17 protein-coding genes are annotated in these 16,548 nt (G+C 45.6%); 1 reads left to right on the forward strand and 16 read right to left on the reverse strand.

All coding sequences use genetic code 11. The features are described from left to right. Positions 1-64 precede the first annotated feature (64 nt). From FFM70_RS08710 to FFM70_RS08770, 13 genes are all read right to left on the reverse strand, one after another. Positions 65-316, reverse strand: coding sequence for a Veg family protein (locus tag FFM70_RS08710; protein ID WP_137607841.1), 252 nt, complete (start codon positions 314-316; stop codon positions 65-67). Positions 317-421: 105 nt separating this feature from the next. Next, positions 422-1,309: a 16S rRNA (adenine(1518)-N(6)/adenine(1519)-N(6))-dimethyltransferase RsmA gene (rsmA, locus tag FFM70_RS08715; RefSeq protein WP_137616463.1), complete on the reverse strand. Its 888-nt coding sequence runs from the start codon at positions 1,307-1,309 to the stop codon at positions 422-424. Further along, positions 1,306-1,872 (reverse strand): ribonuclease M5, encoded by a 567-nt coding sequence (rnmV, locus tag FFM70_RS08720; RefSeq protein WP_137616464.1) that lies wholly within the window; start codon positions 1,870-1,872, stop codon positions 1,306-1,308. Before rnmV ends, rsmA begins: the two co-directional genes overlap by 4 nt. Further along, a complete protein-coding gene (locus FFM70_RS08725; RefSeq protein ID WP_137616465.1) occupies positions 1,859-2,635 on the reverse strand; it encodes a TatD family hydrolase in 777 nt (258 codons plus the stop codon). The genes rnmV and FFM70_RS08725 overlap by 14 nt, the downstream gene beginning before the upstream one ends. A 153-nt stretch (positions 2,636-2,788) precedes the next feature. Further along, entirely contained in the window at positions 2,789-3,121 is a 333-nt protein-coding gene (locus FFM70_RS08730; RefSeq protein ID WP_137616466.1) for a type II toxin-antitoxin system PemK/MazF family toxin, read from the reverse strand. 52 nt (positions 3,122-3,173) lie between these two features. Next, positions 3,174-3,437: an AbrB/MazE/SpoVT family DNA-binding domain-containing protein gene (locus FFM70_RS08735; RefSeq protein ID WP_137616467.1), complete on the reverse strand. Its 264-nt coding sequence runs from the start codon at positions 3,435-3,437 to the stop codon at positions 3,174-3,176. Between the two features lie 241 nt (positions 3,438-3,678). Next, positions 3,679-5,739 carry a methionine--tRNA ligase gene (gene metG / locus FFM70_RS08740; protein ID WP_137616468.1) on the reverse strand — a complete coding sequence of 687 codons (2,061 nt, stop codon included), beginning with the start codon at positions 5,737-5,739 and terminating at the stop codon, positions 3,679-3,681. Between the two features lie 499 nt (positions 5,740-6,238). Then, complete coding sequence (locus FFM70_RS08745; RefSeq protein ID WP_137616469.1) at positions 6,239-7,081, reverse strand: DUF72 domain-containing protein; 843 nt, start codon at positions 7,079-7,081, stop codon at positions 6,239-6,241. 1 nt (position 7,082) lies between these two features. Next, positions 7,083-7,781 carry an NAD-dependent protein deacylase gene (locus FFM70_RS08750; protein WP_379856112.1) on the reverse strand — a complete coding sequence of 233 codons (699 nt, stop codon included), beginning with the start codon at positions 7,779-7,781 and terminating at the stop codon, positions 7,083-7,085. Positions 7,782-7,803: 22 nt separating this feature from the next. Continuing rightward, a complete protein-coding gene (locus FFM70_RS08755) occupies positions 7,804-8,763 on the reverse strand; it encodes an IpaB/EvcA family protein (RefSeq protein WP_137616471.1) in 960 nt (319 codons plus the stop codon). Then, positions 8,756-10,030 carry a hydroxymethylglutaryl-CoA reductase, degradative gene (locus FFM70_RS08760; protein WP_137616472.1) on the reverse strand — a complete coding sequence of 425 codons (1,275 nt, stop codon included), beginning with the start codon at positions 10,028-10,030 and terminating at the stop codon, positions 8,756-8,758. Before FFM70_RS08760 ends, FFM70_RS08755 begins: the two co-directional genes overlap by 8 nt. Positions 10,031-10,052: 22 nt before the next feature. Continuing rightward, positions 10,053-10,976, reverse strand: a complete 924-nt coding sequence (locus FFM70_RS08765) for a Ppx/GppA family phosphatase (RefSeq protein WP_137616473.1) — start codon at positions 10,974-10,976, stop codon at positions 10,053-10,055. 126 nt (positions 10,977-11,102) lie between these two features. Next, the gene (locus tag FFM70_RS08770; protein ID WP_137616474.1) at positions 11,103-12,098 is read right to left on the reverse strand and encodes a tRNA-dihydrouridine synthase family protein; all 996 of its coding nucleotides are present in this window, start codon (positions 12,096-12,098) and stop codon (positions 11,103-11,105) included. A 298-nt stretch (positions 12,099-12,396) separates the two neighbouring features. Here FFM70_RS08770 and FFM70_RS08775 point away from each other — a divergent pair, with 298 nt between their 5' ends. Then, a complete protein-coding gene (locus FFM70_RS08775) occupies positions 12,397-12,738 on the forward strand; it encodes a hypothetical protein (RefSeq protein WP_137616475.1) in 342 nt (113 codons plus the stop codon). 80 nt (positions 12,739-12,818) lie between these two features. Here FFM70_RS08775 and trpS read toward each other — a convergent pair whose 3' ends face one another. From trpS to FFM70_RS08790, 3 genes are all read right to left on the reverse strand, one after another. Further along, the gene (gene trpS / locus FFM70_RS08780) at positions 12,819-13,841 is read right to left on the reverse strand and encodes a tryptophan--tRNA ligase (RefSeq protein ID WP_137616476.1); all 1,023 of its coding nucleotides are present in this window, start codon (positions 13,839-13,841) and stop codon (positions 12,819-12,821) included. A gap of 581 nt (positions 13,842-14,422) precedes the next feature. Then, positions 14,423-15,592 (reverse strand): pyridoxal phosphate-dependent aminotransferase, encoded by a 1,170-nt coding sequence (locus tag FFM70_RS08785; protein ID WP_137616477.1) that lies wholly within the window; start codon positions 15,590-15,592, stop codon positions 14,423-14,425. A gap of 19 nt (positions 15,593-15,611) precedes the next feature. After that, positions 15,612-16,391, reverse strand: a complete 780-nt coding sequence (locus FFM70_RS08790; RefSeq protein WP_137616478.1) for a carbon-nitrogen family hydrolase — start codon at positions 16,389-16,391, stop codon at positions 15,612-15,614. Positions 16,392-16,548: the final 157 nt, after the last annotated feature.

Below are 16,548 nucleotides of genomic sequence, written 5' to 3' on the forward strand. Positions count from 1 at the left end.
ATTAAAGGCCAAAATAAAAAGACCTTGCTGGGGGTCTTAATATTGAGAGTCCGCGCGTGGCGAATTAAGCTTCAGTTGTTTCGTCTTCAAAGGCGATTTGAACGTTTTTCGTTAACACATCCGTGTAACTGTATGAGACCCGTTCAAAAGCGTTTTCTTGTTGGTCTAAATCAACGACAAATACAGAACGGTACGTTTCTTTTAAGATACCATGACGTTCAGTGGTCTTTTTACGGCCCGCTTGGGCAACAACCTTCATCCGTTGTCCGATGCGAGCGTCAAGCTTATCTTTAATTGCAGCTAGTGAAATTGGCATTCAGAAACCTCCTCATGTGAAACAACTATACTAGCTTTTCATAGAAAAGTCAATATTATATCACAAGGTTTTCCAATGTGCAACAATTTTATAAGTCTACTGATATTAGAGTAGCTTTTCTGCATGTAAAGCGTCGGTCAAGGTGATGAATTCATCGACAGACAGGCGTTCTGCACGAATTCGAGGATCGATACCAGCCGCATCGAGGGCCATTTGAATCATATTCTTAGTTTCAGGTTCTTTGCCAAATAAGCTTTGCAAATTATTCCACAGATTCTTACGGCGATGGGCAAAGCCGGCTTTGACGACCTTGAAAAAAGCTGGTTCGTCGAATGGCACATGGGTCCGTGGTGGTAAGGCAGTTAACTTAACAATCGCCGAATCCACATTTGGTGAGGGCACAAAAACGGTTCGTGGCACGATCATGGCCAATTCAGCGGCCATCCGGTATTGAACCGCAATCGTCAATGCCCCATAAGCTTTCGTCCCAGGTTCAGCAGCTAATCGATCCGCCACTTCTTTTTGCATCATGACAACAATGTTTTCAAACTTAATTGGCCCAGACAAAACACCCATTAAAATTGGTGTGGTAATGTAATAAGGCAAATTAGCTACTAACTTCAAGGGATGGTCTGCATCTAAGTGTGCTTCAATCATCGCAGGTAAATCCGTTTTCAGAATATCTTGATTGATGATTTCAACATTATCATAGTCAGCTAACGTTTCATCTAAAATTGGCAATAACCGGTCATCAATTTCAAAGGCCAAGACTTGATGCGCGGCGCGGGCTAAATATTCAGTCAACGCCCCAATCCCAGGGCCAATTTCAATCACGTTGTCATTCTGGCTAATATCCGCCGTAAAAACGATGTTGTGGAGTACGTTTGGGTCTGTTAAAAAGTTCTGACCAAGGCTCTTCTTCACTCTTAAGCCATAGGCATTCATAATCGCCTGGGTGCGGGCGGGATTTGCAATATCGATTTCTTTACTCATTTTGTCTCCTCAAGGTTGATTTGGTCGACCGCCTGCCAAAAATCGTCAGGCTGGACTTGGAATAGTTGGAGCCGTTTCGGTAATTGTTTGCCGTTTACATAACCAATTTTCAGCAATTCACCGAGTTGTTCACGGCGCTGACGGGCAGCGGGACCGGCTAACAGGCCAGCTTTAATCAAGTCAGACTGACTGATTAAGGTCTGGGGTTCACTCAAATTTTCAGTGTATAGATGAGCCAACGCCGTTCGAATCGCTTCGGGACTAGCATGTTCAACGCCTAAACTGCCACCGGCTTTAGTCGGGACGCCCGCTTTGCGCGGTAAAAAGGCGTGCTTGACACCCGGCACGGCGGCTGAAATAATCCGCCGAATCCGTTCACCGGAAAAGTCCGGATCCGTAAACACAATCACCCCGCGCGTCGCTTGTAGTGCTTTAATGTGGGCGACCGTTTCATCTGAGACGGCCGAACCATTCGTTTCAATCGTATCGGCATTTACCGCTAAGGCCAACCGTTTCGTGTCGTCCTTACCTTCAACGACGATCACTTCTTTAATTTTCTTCAATCTTAAATAAGTCCTCTGCATTTTGATAAGTTTGTGCCGCAATCTCGTCAGGTGTCGTTTCACGTAATTTTGCGACAGCTTCCACAACATAACGCGTGAACCCAGGTTCATTCTGTTTGCCACGATAAGGTTCCGGCGTTAAATAAGGCGCATCTGTTTCAACTAACAGGCTTTCAGCTGGCGTTTGTTTGACCGCTTCATGGACGTCGTCGGTATGCTTGAAAGACGCCACCCCACTGTATGAGATGTGCATACCGAGATCCAAGAACCGTTTTAACCATTCTGGGTCACCGTTAAAACTGTGCATGACCCCACCAGTATCACGAATATCAGCAGCTTTCAAGATTTTATAAGTATCCTCAAAAGCATCGCGATTATGCACTGAAATTGGGAGTTGCATGTCTTTGGCAATGGCCACTTGACGCGCAAAAATACGGCGTTGGGTCTCGCGTGGCGACGTATCCCAATGATAATCAAGTCCAATTTCGCCTAATGCGACAACTTTCGGGTGTTGGAGTTGTTCAATCAACAGCTTTTCAGCCGCTGCATCATAGTTTTTAGAATCTTCCGGATGCCAGCCAACAATGGCGACCAATTCCGGATAAGTTTCAGCTAATTTAATGGCATCGGCGTTCAATTGCGTATTGGAACCAACAATCGCCATCCGTACCACGTCCAAAGCCTTGGCTTGCGCTAAGTACTTTGGCACATCATTAATAAACGCTTCATCATTTAAATGGGTATGAGAATCAAAAATCCGCACGGCCATGACCCCTTTTCGATTTTGACATTCAGGTTGTAATCATAGTTGATTTTAACATGTTGCGCAAGTTGGGCCAAAAGTTAGCCACAGTAAAAAGGATGACCAAATGACTCATCTAAAAGGTGTTTGGCATCCAATCAACTCCGAGAAGGATTACAATGACTCAGTTAGAAGTTCAATCGCTAAATCGACCTTATCCTTGGGACATTTTTCAATATAATCAAACTCACGTGCATTTAAATCAACCGTTTGCAGATGCTCGGTTAAAATACTACCGGTCGTTTTAGTCCGACCGTCCAACGGAATATGCAGTGGAAAGGCATGCGCACTGTTAGAAATTGGCATGATCCGTGTCATGCGCGAGACCCGATAAAAATCAGGATTCGAAATGACCACTGCCGGCCGATAACCAGTCTGTTCGTGTCCCAATGATGGCCCGAATTTTAGCTTAATAATGGTTCCTTGTGGTATTGAGACTAGTCGCATTGATACGCCCCCCTTATTTGATCTTTCATGATGAGCCATCCAGCTTTATCCTTTAAAAAAGTTCTTTTCCAACTGGTTTACCCCAATCATATTCTTGGGGGTCATTTTCTTGCCAATACTGTTCCAAATCGAACCCATCAAAGCGTTGCATCAACTTCGATTTAGTCTGTTCTGGCACAATAATAATTTTGCCGTCTTCAACAGAGACTTGAACCGGCGAATTAATTGGATCAATCAGGCCAACTTGTTTCAAGAGTGATTTTTGTAGCCTAATTCCCTGTGAATTACCTAATTTAACAATCTTTGTAGAGACCATCCTTTTTCACCTCATTTAAAACTAGTCCGCTAAGCCACGACAAATTTCGAGGCTGCCGTAAGTATACACCCCTATATACATTACGCCTATTACTTTAATCCGACTGTTTTCACAGCCACTCGTCCCAACAAGCTAAGCTGACACTTATTAAATACGTAAAATCGTTTGCCATTACTTTCAATTCACGATTTTTTAACTAAAAAGGTCGTCATCCAATTGGACAACGACTTTATTGAATAGCTTATGAAATTAATGACCCGTTAGGAATATTGTCAGGCACCGTGATTAATTGAACTTCATCACCATGTTCTGCGGACAACAACATACCTTGGCTCAATTGTCCCATCATCTTACGTGGTTTCAAGTTACCAACAATGACAACTTTCTTACCAATTAAGACTTCTGGTTCTGGATACCACTTGGCAATACCAGAAAGGATTTGACGATGATCAGCATCGCCAGCGTCCAACCGGAATTGTAATAGCTTGCTGCTACCCTTCATCTTTTGAACCGTCACCACTTCGGCAACCTTGAGTTCAACTTTTTCAAAGTCGTCAAAGACCATTTCTGGCTTCGTCAAATTCAACTCGGTTTCAGCTGGATTCCAGTCGCCTTCGATGGCAGCTTCATGCTTAGCAGCAGCGGCGGCGGCCATTGCTGCCCGGCCTTTTTTCTTGTCTGACTGTGTCATCTGACTCTTCAAGAAATCAACTTCTTTTTCCATGTCTAAACGTGGGAAAATTGGCGTCCCCTTAGCAACGACTTGCTTGCCAGCTGGTAAATCGCTCAGTTTCAAATCAGTCAATGACAGGCTTTCAGGATCTAAGCCTAATTGCGTAAAGATTTCCTTTGGCGCATGCGTCATTACTGGGCTGATCAAACTGCCGATTACGCGTAAGCTAGCTGCCAAGTGTGCCATGACGCTGGCCAACTTGTCAGCATCGGCAGCATCATCGCTCTTAGCTAATTGCCAAGGCGCAGTTTCGTCAATGTACTTGTTGGTCCGACTAACCAGCTTCCAGATTTCGCTCAAAGCATCTGACAAATGTAACTTGTCCATCAGATCATTGTAATTAGCAATCGTTTCAGCGGCCGTTTGTTCCAAGTCAGCGTCAAATTCAGTCACACCGGCTTTGAATTCAGGCAACTTGCCGCCTTCATACTTATTGATCATTGCAACAGTCCGGTTCAACAAGTTCCCCAAGTCATTTGCTAAGTCATAATTAACTTTAGCGATGAAATCTTCGGGCGTAAATGAGCCGTCGTTGCCATAAGGCATTGCTTTGATCAAATAGTACCGTAATGCATCAAGGCCATAATGTTCAACGATCGTTTCAGGGTAAATCACGTTTCCTTTAGATTTCGACATCTTGTCATCGCTCATCAACAGCCAACCGTGGCCGAAGACCGTTTTTGGTAATTCTAAGCCCAACGCATGCAAAAAGATTGGCCAGTAAATCGTATGGAAACGCACGATTTCTTTCCCAACCATTTGCACATTAGCCGGCCAGTATTTCTTGAACAATTGGTCATTATCATCGGTCGCGTAACCCAAGGCCGTGATATAGTTCATCAAAGCGTCAAGCCAAACGTAAACGACATGCTTAGGGTCCGTCTTAACCGGCACGCCCCAAGTAAAGCTCGTCCGGGTGACCGCTAAGTCTTCCAAACCAGGCTTGATAAAGTTATTGACCATTTCATTCATCCGATTAGCTGGTTGAATAAAGTTTGGATGCGTTTGATAGTAGTTTAACAACCAATCCGCATATTTGCTCATCTTAAAGAAGTAAGATTGTTCTTTGACGAGTTCAACTTCATGACCACTTGGGGCTTTCCCACCGATCATTTTACCGTTTTCGTCGCGATAAACTTCAGCTAATTGCGTTTCAGTGAAGTATTCTTCATCATCAACGGAGTACCAGCCTTCATAATCGCCAAGGTAAATGTCGCCTTGCTTTAACAAACGGTCAAAAATCACTTGCACGGCATGTTCATGATAATCATCGGTCGTCCGAATAAACTTGTTATTCGAAATTTCCAATAGTTTCCAGAGCGCCTTGATATCCTTAGCCATGCCATCAACATAGCTCTTAGGATCAGTGTGCAATTTTTCTGCTTTTTCTTCAATTTTTAAGCCGTGTTCATCCGTCCCGGTCAAGAAAAAGACATCGTAACCCATGGCCCGCTTGTAACGTGCTAAAGTATCACACGCAATAGTGGTATATGAGTTACCGATGTGTAATTTACCGGAGGGGTAATAAATCGGCGTTGTAATATAATAAGTTGGTTTTGTGTCTGCCATGACTTTAATTCCCTTCAAACATGTTATTAAGTCGCTATTAACGTGTCTTGCTAGCTCAGTTTTCCGCCTACCGGTTGGTGCCTAAAACGCTGGAACGCCATGGGCCATTTTGAAGCCAAAAGGCGGTCTTCAAAACTGGCCTTTGTCTAAGTCCGGGAAAATCACCCACACTAAGACAAATTTCATGGCTGAGCATTTTAGGCCCCAACCTCACGGCTAAATAACACATCATTGTTGACTAACATTCCGTTATTTAACGTCGGGCGGACCAGAATTGGCTCAGTGGTGTTATTTATCTAAGTCGCTGGTTTTGCGACTTAGATAAAGCCCGGCTTGTGAGACCGCACTTTGGCTCACAACCGTGACCACCACGTTCCAGCCGATTCTGGTCCAACCAGAGTGGCAAAGAACATTTCAACTAGCAAAATACATTGTGATTAACATTTTTAGTTAGATTCTTTTTTATTGTATCATACTTCCACCGTTGCTTAGGAAACGGTTAGAATAAATCCAATTGCTGCGGTCCGAGGTCACCGAAGGAAACTCCCAGTAACGCCTTTAATGCCAAGGCATTATCGGCAGCGTCCCCGCCTGAATTATTATTAAAAATTACACAGACTTCTTGCGCTTGCGTCTGGAGATCATCGACCGTCGTCTTAAACTCAGCTAATTCTGCCGCGTTGTACCGATACAAAGTCCGTTTGCCACGCCAGTCTTTACCTTTTGCAGACCAACCAGCTTGGTTACGCCCATGTAACCGCAGTAGCGCTAATTTGGGATTCGTGACGACGGGCTCAAATGTCACCCCGTCATTCATTGCATGTGGCTCGTCCACGACCACGTGTACCAGACCGAGATCCTTCAGAAAATCAAAAACAGAATCCTTCACGCCGGGTTCATACCAGCTTTCATTCCGAAATTCGACCGCAATCGGAACCCCGGGCAACCACTGAACCATCCGCTGCAAATAATGAAAATTACGCGTTGACCGTTCAAAGAATGGTGGAAACTGGAATAAGACCGCCTTGAGCTGATCATGTTGCGTCAATGGTTTCAACATCGCGCGGTACTCCCGATACGCCGCTTTCAGCGCATCCATGGAAATGCCATCCTCGTAAGTATCGTGTAGCGTCATCGTCTGGTTCGCTTTTAAAATAAACTGAAACTTGGCCGGAACTGCTTTTTGCCACTTAGCGACCGTACTCGGCTTGGGAATGCCGTAGAAAGGCGTATCGACTTCCACTACAGGTAATACGCCCGAATATTCCGTCAGCGTTAATTTGTCCGTGCCGCCCAATAAGCTGGGATGTTCCGTCCAAGTTGTTAAGCCAATTGTAATCATCTCAAACTGTCACCCCTTTGAAAAAGTCGACCGCGTTCTGCTGAACCATTTCAAACTCAAATGGCAACTGCAGCGGTTCTTCATTGATAGCCATCACTTTGGCCGCAGAATTCCGATAATCGATCAAACCGGCAAAGGGGTAGACCCGAAATGACGTGCCACAGATGACCACTAAATCAGCTGCCCGTAACAGGGTTAATGCTCGCTCGATGTTAGTCTGGTCAATGCTTTCATCATACAACACCACTTTAGGCCGTAAATAGCCCTGATCAGTTGCATGATACGGTGACGTCAAATAATCTTGAAACGGCACCGCTTGACCACACTTCGTACAATAGATCTGATACAGATTGCCATGAAACTCAACCAAATTTTGTGTTTGCGCCACTTGATATAAATTATCAATATTCTGCGTAATGACACCGGCTCGACCTTGTTGCGACAACGCCGCCATCTTTTGATGGATCACATTTGGTTGAGCGTCGGGATAATATAAATTATCTTTTAAATAATGATAAAAACCGACAGGATCACTCATCAAATAGGCATGACTGAGATAATATTCCGCATGATGATGTCCAGTGTAGAGGCCATTTTTCGACCGATAATCTGGAATCCCTGATGGCGTTGAAACCCCTGCACCAGTCATAAAAACGATATGTTGCGCGGTTTCAATCGCTTGTTGTGCTGCCGTTGCCATGATCAAGCCCCCTTAAATCAACTTATCGCAACGTAAATGGTAACTCTAATTCGGTAAATAGCTCCTTAACCGTTTTGCCGTAAAGATCCTTGAAAAAGGCATCGCTTTTCTTTTGTGCTGGTGCGGGCACGACAAAAGCATTTTGCCGATCACCCTTATTCAGCCCAATATAGGCCCGGGTGTTTTTCGTTTTATCCAACATATCAGAATGGTAAACATCGAATAACTGCCGAACTTCTAAGCGCAGTTGATGTTCACTAAAGACAGACTGCATCGTCACAAATTCACTCCCGTGTAACAACGGCAAGTCCCACAACGCCATCTGTTCATCAAACGCTTTGAATAATTTCACGACCGCGCGCCGCATAGCAAATGGCGTGTCAACGGGTTTCGCAGTGATAATGGCATACAGTTTTTGTGCGGCCGCCCAAGCTTGTGGAAAATCAGCGGTGACTTTAGCTAACCGTTCTGCACTCAGGTCACCGTTAAAGAAGACTAACAAATCAGTCAACGTCAACAACCGTAGCGTCATCATTGCATCCGCTTTGTCTGGATTTTCAGGATCAATCGTTGCGTAAATCCCCTTGAAGTAAAGTGCTTCAATCTCATCATCAATCAAGTCATGCTCACGTTGTTTTTTAACCACGAGCACATGTGCAACCGCATCGTAGAGTTCCATGGCAATCGCCATCAACTGTTCGTCCAATTGATCGTTACGGGTGGTCAAGTTAAAGGTGATCTGGGGAAACCCTTGTAATAGCAATAATAGGTGTAACATTTCATGCGCGGCAGTGTAGTTTGGTGCCGTTATATCAGCCACGTGAATCTCAATATCACCGTCATGCATGATTTGATGTGCTTGGTCATGTCGGACATAACTGGCTTGTTCTTCGCCAAAGCTGACCGTTACGTTGCCCGGATACAGCGAATTCGTTGTACTCAATAAGTCAGTTAAAGTTTGCGTTAATTTAGGTTCAGTCATCGGTCTCTTCCTTTGAATGTCGTAGTTTTGTAATCAATTGTTGCGTTGTCGCTAGATCTTGTTGCGGCGCTTGTTCTAGCTGTTGTAGAATCGTCGGCAATTCCGCCGTCGTCGCCCCAGCAGCAAGGGCTAGTGACTTCAATTGCAAGTGCATATGGCCTTGCTGAATACCAGTCGTAACCAACGCGCGCAAGGCGGCTAAGTTTTGAGCTAAGCCAAGCGCGGCCATGATTTCAGCTAAATCTGGGGCTGTTTTGATGCCCAAGAGACGTTGATTTAATTGGGCCAACTCATTAATTTTAATTGAGCCACCCACCACACCAACGGGTAAGGGCAGTTCAATCGTTCCCGTTAGCGTCTGACCATCTGTCGTCCAAGTGCTGATTCCACGATACTGACCGTCGCGAGCAGCATAAGCGTGAATGCCACTTTCAAGGGCACGCCAATCATTGCCCGTTGCAATCGCGACCGCATCGATACCATTCATGATCCCTTTGTTATGTGTCGCGGCACGATAAGGATCAAGCTGAGCCACCGTACTAGCGGACGCAATCTTTTGCGCCACTAACTGCCCGGAATAACGGCCAGCTTGTAATAAGTTAACTGGTAATTGGCAGGTGGCCTTGACCAAACTCGCCGTCGCATAATTCGATAAAATACTCATTAAGGCATTGGTTTTCGTCAATACGCCGACTGATTTTGCCACGGCTTCCAACATACTATTGAGCATGTTGGCACCCATTGCGGCCTGCACATCGACAAATAGATCAATTGAGAGATAGCCTTGACCCAACACGCGGGTTCGCAACTGACGTGCGCCACCACCCCGTTTTTTCAAACTCGGATGGGCTTCATCGGCAACGGTTAATAACTCGGCTTGATGCGCCATAATGTGTTGCGCAGTTTTTTCAGGATCTGACAATTGTTCCAAGACAATTTGCCCGACCATTTCGCGTTTTGTTAAGGTCGTCGTAAAGCCGCCAGCCCGTTTGACGATTTTTGCCCCATTACTGGCGGCCGCAATCACAGAAGGCTCCTCTGTGACCATCGGCACCACGACGGGCTTGTCGTCGACGACCAGATTGACCGCTAAGCCCATCGGCAACGGATAATCCGTTAAATAATTTTCAATAATTTCACTATGTTGCGGATAATAATACGTTTTAAATAACGCCGTTTCGGCAGGCGATAACTGGGCAGCCGACGCCACGATGGCCGTCCGTTCAGCCCATGATTTTTGATAAAAATGGCGAAAATCAGCCGTCATATAATCAGTCCAATCTTGTTGTTCAGTTTGCTGAATTTAAGTATTCTGAGATAATGCCTTCCCGGACACCACTTTCGGAAAAAATAACCCGATCACTATCTTGCATTTGGAGTAACGTCACCAATGGCAACATGCCACCCACAATAATGTCGGCGCGGTCATATTCCATCCCAGAGATATCTTGGCGGCCAGCTTTCGACCGTGTGAGCAAATCTAAAAAGGTCTGATAAACAGTCTCCGTTTTCAAGCGATAGCCGTGAATATCTTCAACTTTTAACTTTTGCTGCCGCCGACGGTTCACCCGGGCGAGCGTACGATTGGCCCCGCCAAGTAAAATAATTGGAAAATGCATCGCTTCCGTCAACCACCAAATATCGGCCAGTCGATTACGCAAAAACATCTGCGCACGAAAAAGATTAGCGGCTGGCACCAGGTCATCCAACTCAAATTGTTCCGATAAGGTAACCGCCCCGAATGGGATACTGATCAATTGTTGCTTCCGGCCATCCTTGACCAGGATCAATTCACAGCTTGCACCACCAGTATCCAAAATCAAGCAATCGTTGATCACTAAAGAATTAGCGACTCCCAGATAATCATAGTAGGCTTCATCGTCACCGGAGAGCACTTTTAACTCCAAGCCCACTTCTCTTTTGACACGAGCCAGAAAAGCGGCTTGATTTTTAGCCATGCGCACTGCCGCGGTAGTGATACCAATCACGTCCGTATTCGGCATCCGCGTGTAGATCTTTTTGAAATCTAACAAGGCTCGAATCGTCCGGTCAATTGCGGCGGGTTGTAAGACATGCTCGGCGCCCATACTTTCAGACAGCCGCGTATCTTCCTTGACCCGCTTAATTTCATCAGCCGTCCCATTAGGATGCAACCGGCTGACCGCCATTCGAGCCGAATTTGACCCGAGATCGACAATTGCTAAATTTCTCATGAACACCACGCTCGCTTTTCGTTGAAGTTAGTTGCTTTTATTTTAACATTAAAGCCTAGCAACTGGGCAACGAAGGCCGCTATGCGAGCAAAAAATCCCACGACAGATTTGCCGTGAGCGAACTGATCAATTAGTTAATGGTGACTCATTCAAAATTTTGCGAACGTCAGCCGTTGATTTGGCATCCATCATTGCATTACGCAGGGCTGTTGCCCCAAGTTCTGGACGCGCGTAAATTTTAAAGAAACGCTTCAATGATGGAAAGCGTGGTACATCGTAGCGTGTGGCAAAATCATCAAACAAATCCAGTTGATCACGCAATAAGTCTAATAATTCCGCCAATGAGTGGGATTGTGGTTTGGCTTCAAACGCAAACGGACTCGCAAAGACGCCCCGTCCGATCATAATGCCATCCACGCCCGGATGTTGTTGGGCCAACGCCAACCCGGCCTGATAATTTGGAATATCGCCATTGAGCTGTAACAAGGTAGCTGGCGCAATGGCATCCCGCATCTGAATCAGTTCATCGATGACTTCAAAGTGCGCGTCAACTTTACTCATTTCCTGTTTTGTCCGTAAATGAATCGTTAAGAGATCGACATTTTGACGTAAAAGCGTCGGAATCCAATCCCGAAACTCAGCTAATTTGCTATAACCTAAACGTGTCTTCACGCTAACCGCTAAACCGGCCGTTTTAGCCGCGGCAATCGCGTCGATCGCCCACTGTGGGTTGCGAATCAAATCACTACCACCATGGTTTTTGATGACCGTGCTATCAGGACAGCCCATGTTAATGTCAATTGCTTCAAAACCTTTAGTCTTCAAGGCCGCTGCCGCCGTCACAAAATCGGCCGCTTCATTGCCCCATAGTTGGACCACCGGCCGTTTCTTTTCCGCGGGCGCAACATAAAGCCGCCCGTGAACTGGAAATTTAGTGGCTGGATCAGTGATTCCTTTAGCATATACAAATTCCGTAAAGAAAGCATCCGGCGCCGCAGCCTTGGCGACGACTTGCCGGAAGACCGTATTACTGACGGCCTCCATTGGTGCCATGGTAAAAAATGGCCGTTGTTCAGCCTGGGCTTTAGCTGCGATTGCCGGCCAAAATGTTGATTCTGTCACGTTGAAGCGCTCCTCTGTGTAGAAATAATGTTATTAATTTTATCATGATTCCGCGTCGGCTGCAGGGATTGGCCTCAGCCGGTAACTGCCAGTCTTTCCTCAGCTCTCGCTAACCGCATTGTTGACTTTAACTACGCTACGTATCGGCTCACTAGATTTCGATAATTAGCATCTAATCGAGTTTTGGGGGCCTTCAGATACCTTGACCATTAAAAGTGCCGCGAATAAAAGATTATAACGAGTGTTATAATTTAATTGTGCCGAAGAAAACGACATGATTAACGAGGGGGACGAAAACATGACACAACGGCAAGAACTAACACATTTGGTAGACGCAGCTTATTTAAAGGGACAACAGCCTAAATTTGACAATTTTAGGACACAACTACTGCAATTTTCCAAAGAACTGAGCAACGGTGACGATGAGCTGAAAATCATGCTTGGGCTACGAACGGCTTTACTACAAGCTGACTTATCACTGACGATTAAAAATCGAATTGCGGGATTACCAACTGAATATCGTGCAATTTACGATTTCATCATGCCACAACTTAAAAAAGCTGATGCAAAAACGCTCGATAGCTATGGCAAATACGGCTTTATTCCACTTAAACTTGGTAGCACCGTGAGCTATTTCTAAAATCAAATCCGATAATGCCTCAAAGCAACGAAAAAGTGATCAACATCTGACTATGGATGCTGATCACTTTAATTTACGCTTTAGTTTTTGTCGAAATAATTAATCCCAATGGCTGCTTGCATTTCACGCCAAGTTTGGTCAGCCACAACATTCGCTTTCGCGGTACCAGCCTTTAAAATTGCCATCACTTGGGCTGGGTCAGCTTCGTAAATTGCACGCCGTTCACGGATTGGCCGTAACACACCATCCAAGACGTCAATTAAGTAACGCTTGATTTTAACGTCGCCTAACCCACCGTGTTGATATTGAGCTTTTAAGTCCGCAATCTTGGCCTTGTCTTCACCGAAAATGTCCAAGTATGTAAAGACCGTGTTGCCTTCAATTTTACCAGGATCTTCCACGTGAATATGGTCAGGGTCAGTGTACATCGACATGACCTTCTTTTGAACTGTATCGGCGTCATCTGCCAAGTAGATGGCATTGCCAAGGGATTTACTCATTTTAGCGTTGCCATCCAAACCAGGGATTCGGCCTAAGCCCTTTGGTGGAAAGTAACCTTCTGGTGCAACCAAGACAGCTTGTTGATAAGTCCGATTGAAACTCCGCACAATTTCACGCGTTTGTTCCAACATTGGTTCTTGGTCATCGCCAACGGGAACCGTGGTGGCTTTGAACGCCGTAATATCTGCAGCTTGGCTCACTGGATAAACGAAGAAGCCAGCGGGAACACTTTCGCCAAAGGCTTTTTGTTTAATTTCTGTTTTAACAGTGGGGTTCCGGTTCAAACGCGCCACTGTCACCAAGTTCAAAAATTGGTTCATCATATCCGTTAAAGCGGGAATTTGTGATTGAACTAAAATGGTCGATTTTTCAGGATCAATCCCAACCGCCAAATAATCCATCGCAACTTGAAGCAAACTCTTGCGAATCTTTTCTGGATCATGCGCGTTATCCGTCAACGCCTGATTATCCGCAATCATAATGTAAGACTCATAATCACCAGTATTTTGTAACGCCACGCGGTTACGCAACGACCCGACGTAATGGCCAATATGCAATTGACCAGTTGGCCGATCACCTGTTAATAGTACTTTCTTTGTCATAGTTAGAACATCCTTTCATAATTAACGATTTTCTTTGTTAGTTTTGACTAGTTTTTTGATGGATTGGGCTTAATTGCCGAAACGTGCTCATTCGGGCAGCGTCCTCCGCTTATCCCAGCTAGTCAACCATGCGGCAAACCACCGCATAATTGACTAGCTACGATAATGCTCAGAAGCTAACCGCCCTCGTTCACACTCTATTCGAAACGTGCTCACCAAGCCTGCGTCCTCCGCTTAGCTACGCCAGTCAACCACTCGGCAACCCACCGAGCAATTGACTGTCTAGGCTATGCTCGGAAGCAACCCGGCTTGGCTCACACTCTTGACAAAAAACGCGCCCCATTGACTCAAACTAGTCAATTAGGACGCATTACCGTGGTACCACCTAAATTGCAGAAAATTTTTTCTGCCACTCATTACACCGATAAGGGTGGGTTCCCGGTTCACACCAAATCTCCAAAAAGCCAATTCAATTGTCCGTCCTAGCTTTCAGCGGTTGCTAGGTCTCTGTCTTTGGACGCCTTACTCTTCTTTTTTTCAACGATTAATTATGTTCAGTGTAAGCGTTACGCGCGCCACTGTCAAAACAAATTCAAAGCACCAACTCGTTCGACTGCTTCCACTAGCCGTTCTTCAGAAACGAGTAACCCAATCCGTACATAGCCTTCGCCATGCGGGCCAAACCCATTACAAGGCGCAACTGCTACGCTAGCTTGGTCTAGCAACAGATTCGCAAACTGCTCACTCGTCTGACCAGCTGGCACTTTCATTAAAGCGTAAAATGCCCCGCCTGGCCGATAAGCTGGCCAATTAATTTTAGTTGCAGCCTTCAGTAACGCATTGCGTCGCGATTCATAGCGGTCACTAATTTCACGTGCCGCACTTTGATCACTTTGAAGGGCGGCCATCCCAGCCCGTTGAATTGCGGGAAAAACACTGACAAACAAGTGATCCTGAATCAAGTTGATGGCTTCGATCATGTCCGCATTACCGGCCGCGAAACCGAGGCGCCACCCTGCCATGTTATAGGTCTTCGAAAATGAATAAAACTCAATGCCGACGTCTTTTGCCCCGGCACTTTGTAAGAAGCTAACTGGTTTTTGACCATCAAATCCAATCGCCCCATAGGCAAAATCACTGACGACCCCAATTTGATGTTTTTGAGCATAGGCCACCGTTTCGTCGTAGAATTCAGGATTAGCGACCGCCCCGGTTGGATTGTTCGGATAATTTAAATACATTAACTTGGCCGCATCCGCGACGGCGGGGTCAAAGCTTGCATAATCTGGCAAAAAGGCATTCTTTTCTAACAAAGGATAAGTTGCTAAGTTAACTTGCGCTAAGGCAACCCCCGAAAAGTAGTCTGGATAGCCAGGATCTGGCATCAAAATCGTTTCACCTGGGTTCATGAGGGCAAACGGTAATTCAACTAAACCAATTTTCGAGCCACCTAAAACCGCAATTTCAGTTTCTGGGTCCAATTTGACACCATATTCACGTTCATAAAAGTCCGCACAAGCTTGTTTAAACGCTGGCTGACCGCGAAATTGGGCATATTTGTGAGTTGCTGGGTCTTGTGCCGCAGTTGCTAAGGCTTGAACAATAAAATCCGGCGTCGGCTGGTCAGGATTACCTTGCCCAACATTGATGACATCCGCGCCACTGGCAATTTTGGCATTGACCCGTTGCACTAAACTCGCAAAAAATTGTTTAGGTAACTGTTGCATGACTTTTGATTCTGAAAACTTCATTAAAACACCCCTCGCCTTTCTACCGATACAATTCCGGACGCCGGTCAGCAAATACGGGAATCTCACCACGGACCTGCGTCACCTGAGTTAAATCCAAGTGAGCTGTCAGGATCTGTGGGTGATCCTCAGCTTCAGCCACAATTTGGCCCAATGGATCGATCACTAAAGATTGCCCACCGAAACTATTATCAGGGTCACTCCCCACGCGATTGACCGCCACAACAAACGCTTGATTTTCAATAGCCCGCGCTTGTAACAGGATTCGCCATTGTGGTAAGCGAACTGTCGGCCATTCAGCACTCACAAAAATCACTTCTGGTCCTTGGGCCGCTTGTATCCGTAACCATTCTGGAAAACGGATATCATAACAAATCACCCCCATCGCCGGCACCTCATCAATCGGAAAAACATTTTTGGCTTTACCAGCGGTGATATAACGATCTTCCGCCATCAAGCCAAAGCGATGAACTTTGTCGTAACGGCTGAACAGTTCACCTTGCCGATTAAGGACTAACATTTCATTATAATAATCGCCATCGCGTTCAACCGCGACTGAACCACCAACAATATTGACCTTAAACCGTTTGGCAAGCTGACTGAGTACCTTCTGCGTGCGCTCACCATTTAAATCCGCTAAAGCCGACAAGCGGGTCAAGGCATAACCAGTGTTCCACATCTCTGGTAACACAATGACATCAACGGCTTGTTCAGCCGCCCGCGTCACGGCTGTCTCAATTTGCCGATAATTCTCATCGGGATTACCGAATTGAATATCTAACTGGGCTAACGCTACTTGCATTTCATCACTGGCTTTCAATTAGAATTATTAAAATCATCTTAGAATAAACTAATAGTCCTTGCAAGGGACACTGATTTTTATTTATCACGCTACAGGCGCTTTGATTGACAGTCCGGCCAATTCCGCCTAGAATTGTTCAAGCAATTTACCGAGATTA

It is taken from the genome of Lactiplantibacillus nangangensis, from assembly GCF_005405065.1.
GTDB lineage: Bacteria > Bacillota > Bacilli > Lactobacillales > Lactobacillaceae > Lactiplantibacillus > Lactiplantibacillus nangangensis.

Bases quoted from the DNA above. Each gene is read 5' to 3' on its own strand.
- FFM70_RS08745 (WP_137616469.1), bottom strand. From the start codon at position 7,081: ATGATTACAATTGGCTTAACAACTTGGACGGAACATCCCAGCTTATTG.
- rsmA (WP_137616463.1), bottom strand. From the start codon at position 1,309: ATGAGTAAAGAAATCGATATTGCAAATCCCGCCCGCACCCAGGCGATT.
- FFM70_RS08735 (WP_137616467.1), bottom strand. From the start codon at position 3,437: ATGGTCTCTACAAAGATTGTTAAATTAGGTAATTCACAGGGAATTAGG.
- FFM70_RS08710 (WP_137607841.1), bottom strand. From the start codon at position 316: ATGCCAATTTCACTAGCTGCAATTAAAGATAAGCTTGACGCTCGCATC.
- FFM70_RS08775 (WP_137616475.1), top strand. From the start codon at position 12,397: ATGACACAACGGCAAGAACTAACACATTTGGTAGACGCAGCTTATTTA.
- metG (WP_137616468.1), bottom strand. From the start codon at position 5,739: ATGGCAGACACAAAACCAACTTATTATATTACAACGCCGATTTATTAC.
- FFM70_RS08760 (WP_137616472.1), bottom strand. From the start codon at position 10,030: ATGACGGCTGATTTTCGCCATTTTTATCAAAAATCATGGGCTGAACGG.
- FFM70_RS08730 (WP_137616466.1), bottom strand. From the start codon at position 3,121: ATGCGACTAGTCTCAATACCACAAGGAACCATTATTAAGCTAAAATTC.
- FFM70_RS08750 (WP_379856112.1), bottom strand. From the start codon at position 7,781: ATGGCAACGGCAGCACAACAAGCGATTGAAACCGCGCAACATATCGTT.
- FFM70_RS08785 (WP_137616477.1), bottom strand. From the start codon at position 15,592: ATGAAGTTTTCAGAATCAAAAGTCATGCAACAGTTACCTAAACAATTT.
- FFM70_RS08790 (WP_137616478.1), bottom strand. From the start codon at position 16,391: ATGCAAGTAGCGTTAGCCCAGTTAGATATTCAATTCGGTAATCCCGAT.
- FFM70_RS08755 (WP_137616471.1), bottom strand. From the start codon at position 8,763: ATGACTGAACCTAAATTAACGCAAACTTTAACTGACTTATTGAGTACA.
- FFM70_RS08765 (WP_137616473.1), bottom strand. From the start codon at position 10,976: ATGAGAAATTTAGCAATTGTCGATCTCGGGTCAAATTCGGCTCGAATG.
- trpS (WP_137616476.1), bottom strand. From the start codon at position 13,841: ATGACAAAGAAAGTACTATTAACAGGTGATCGGCCAACTGGTCAATTG.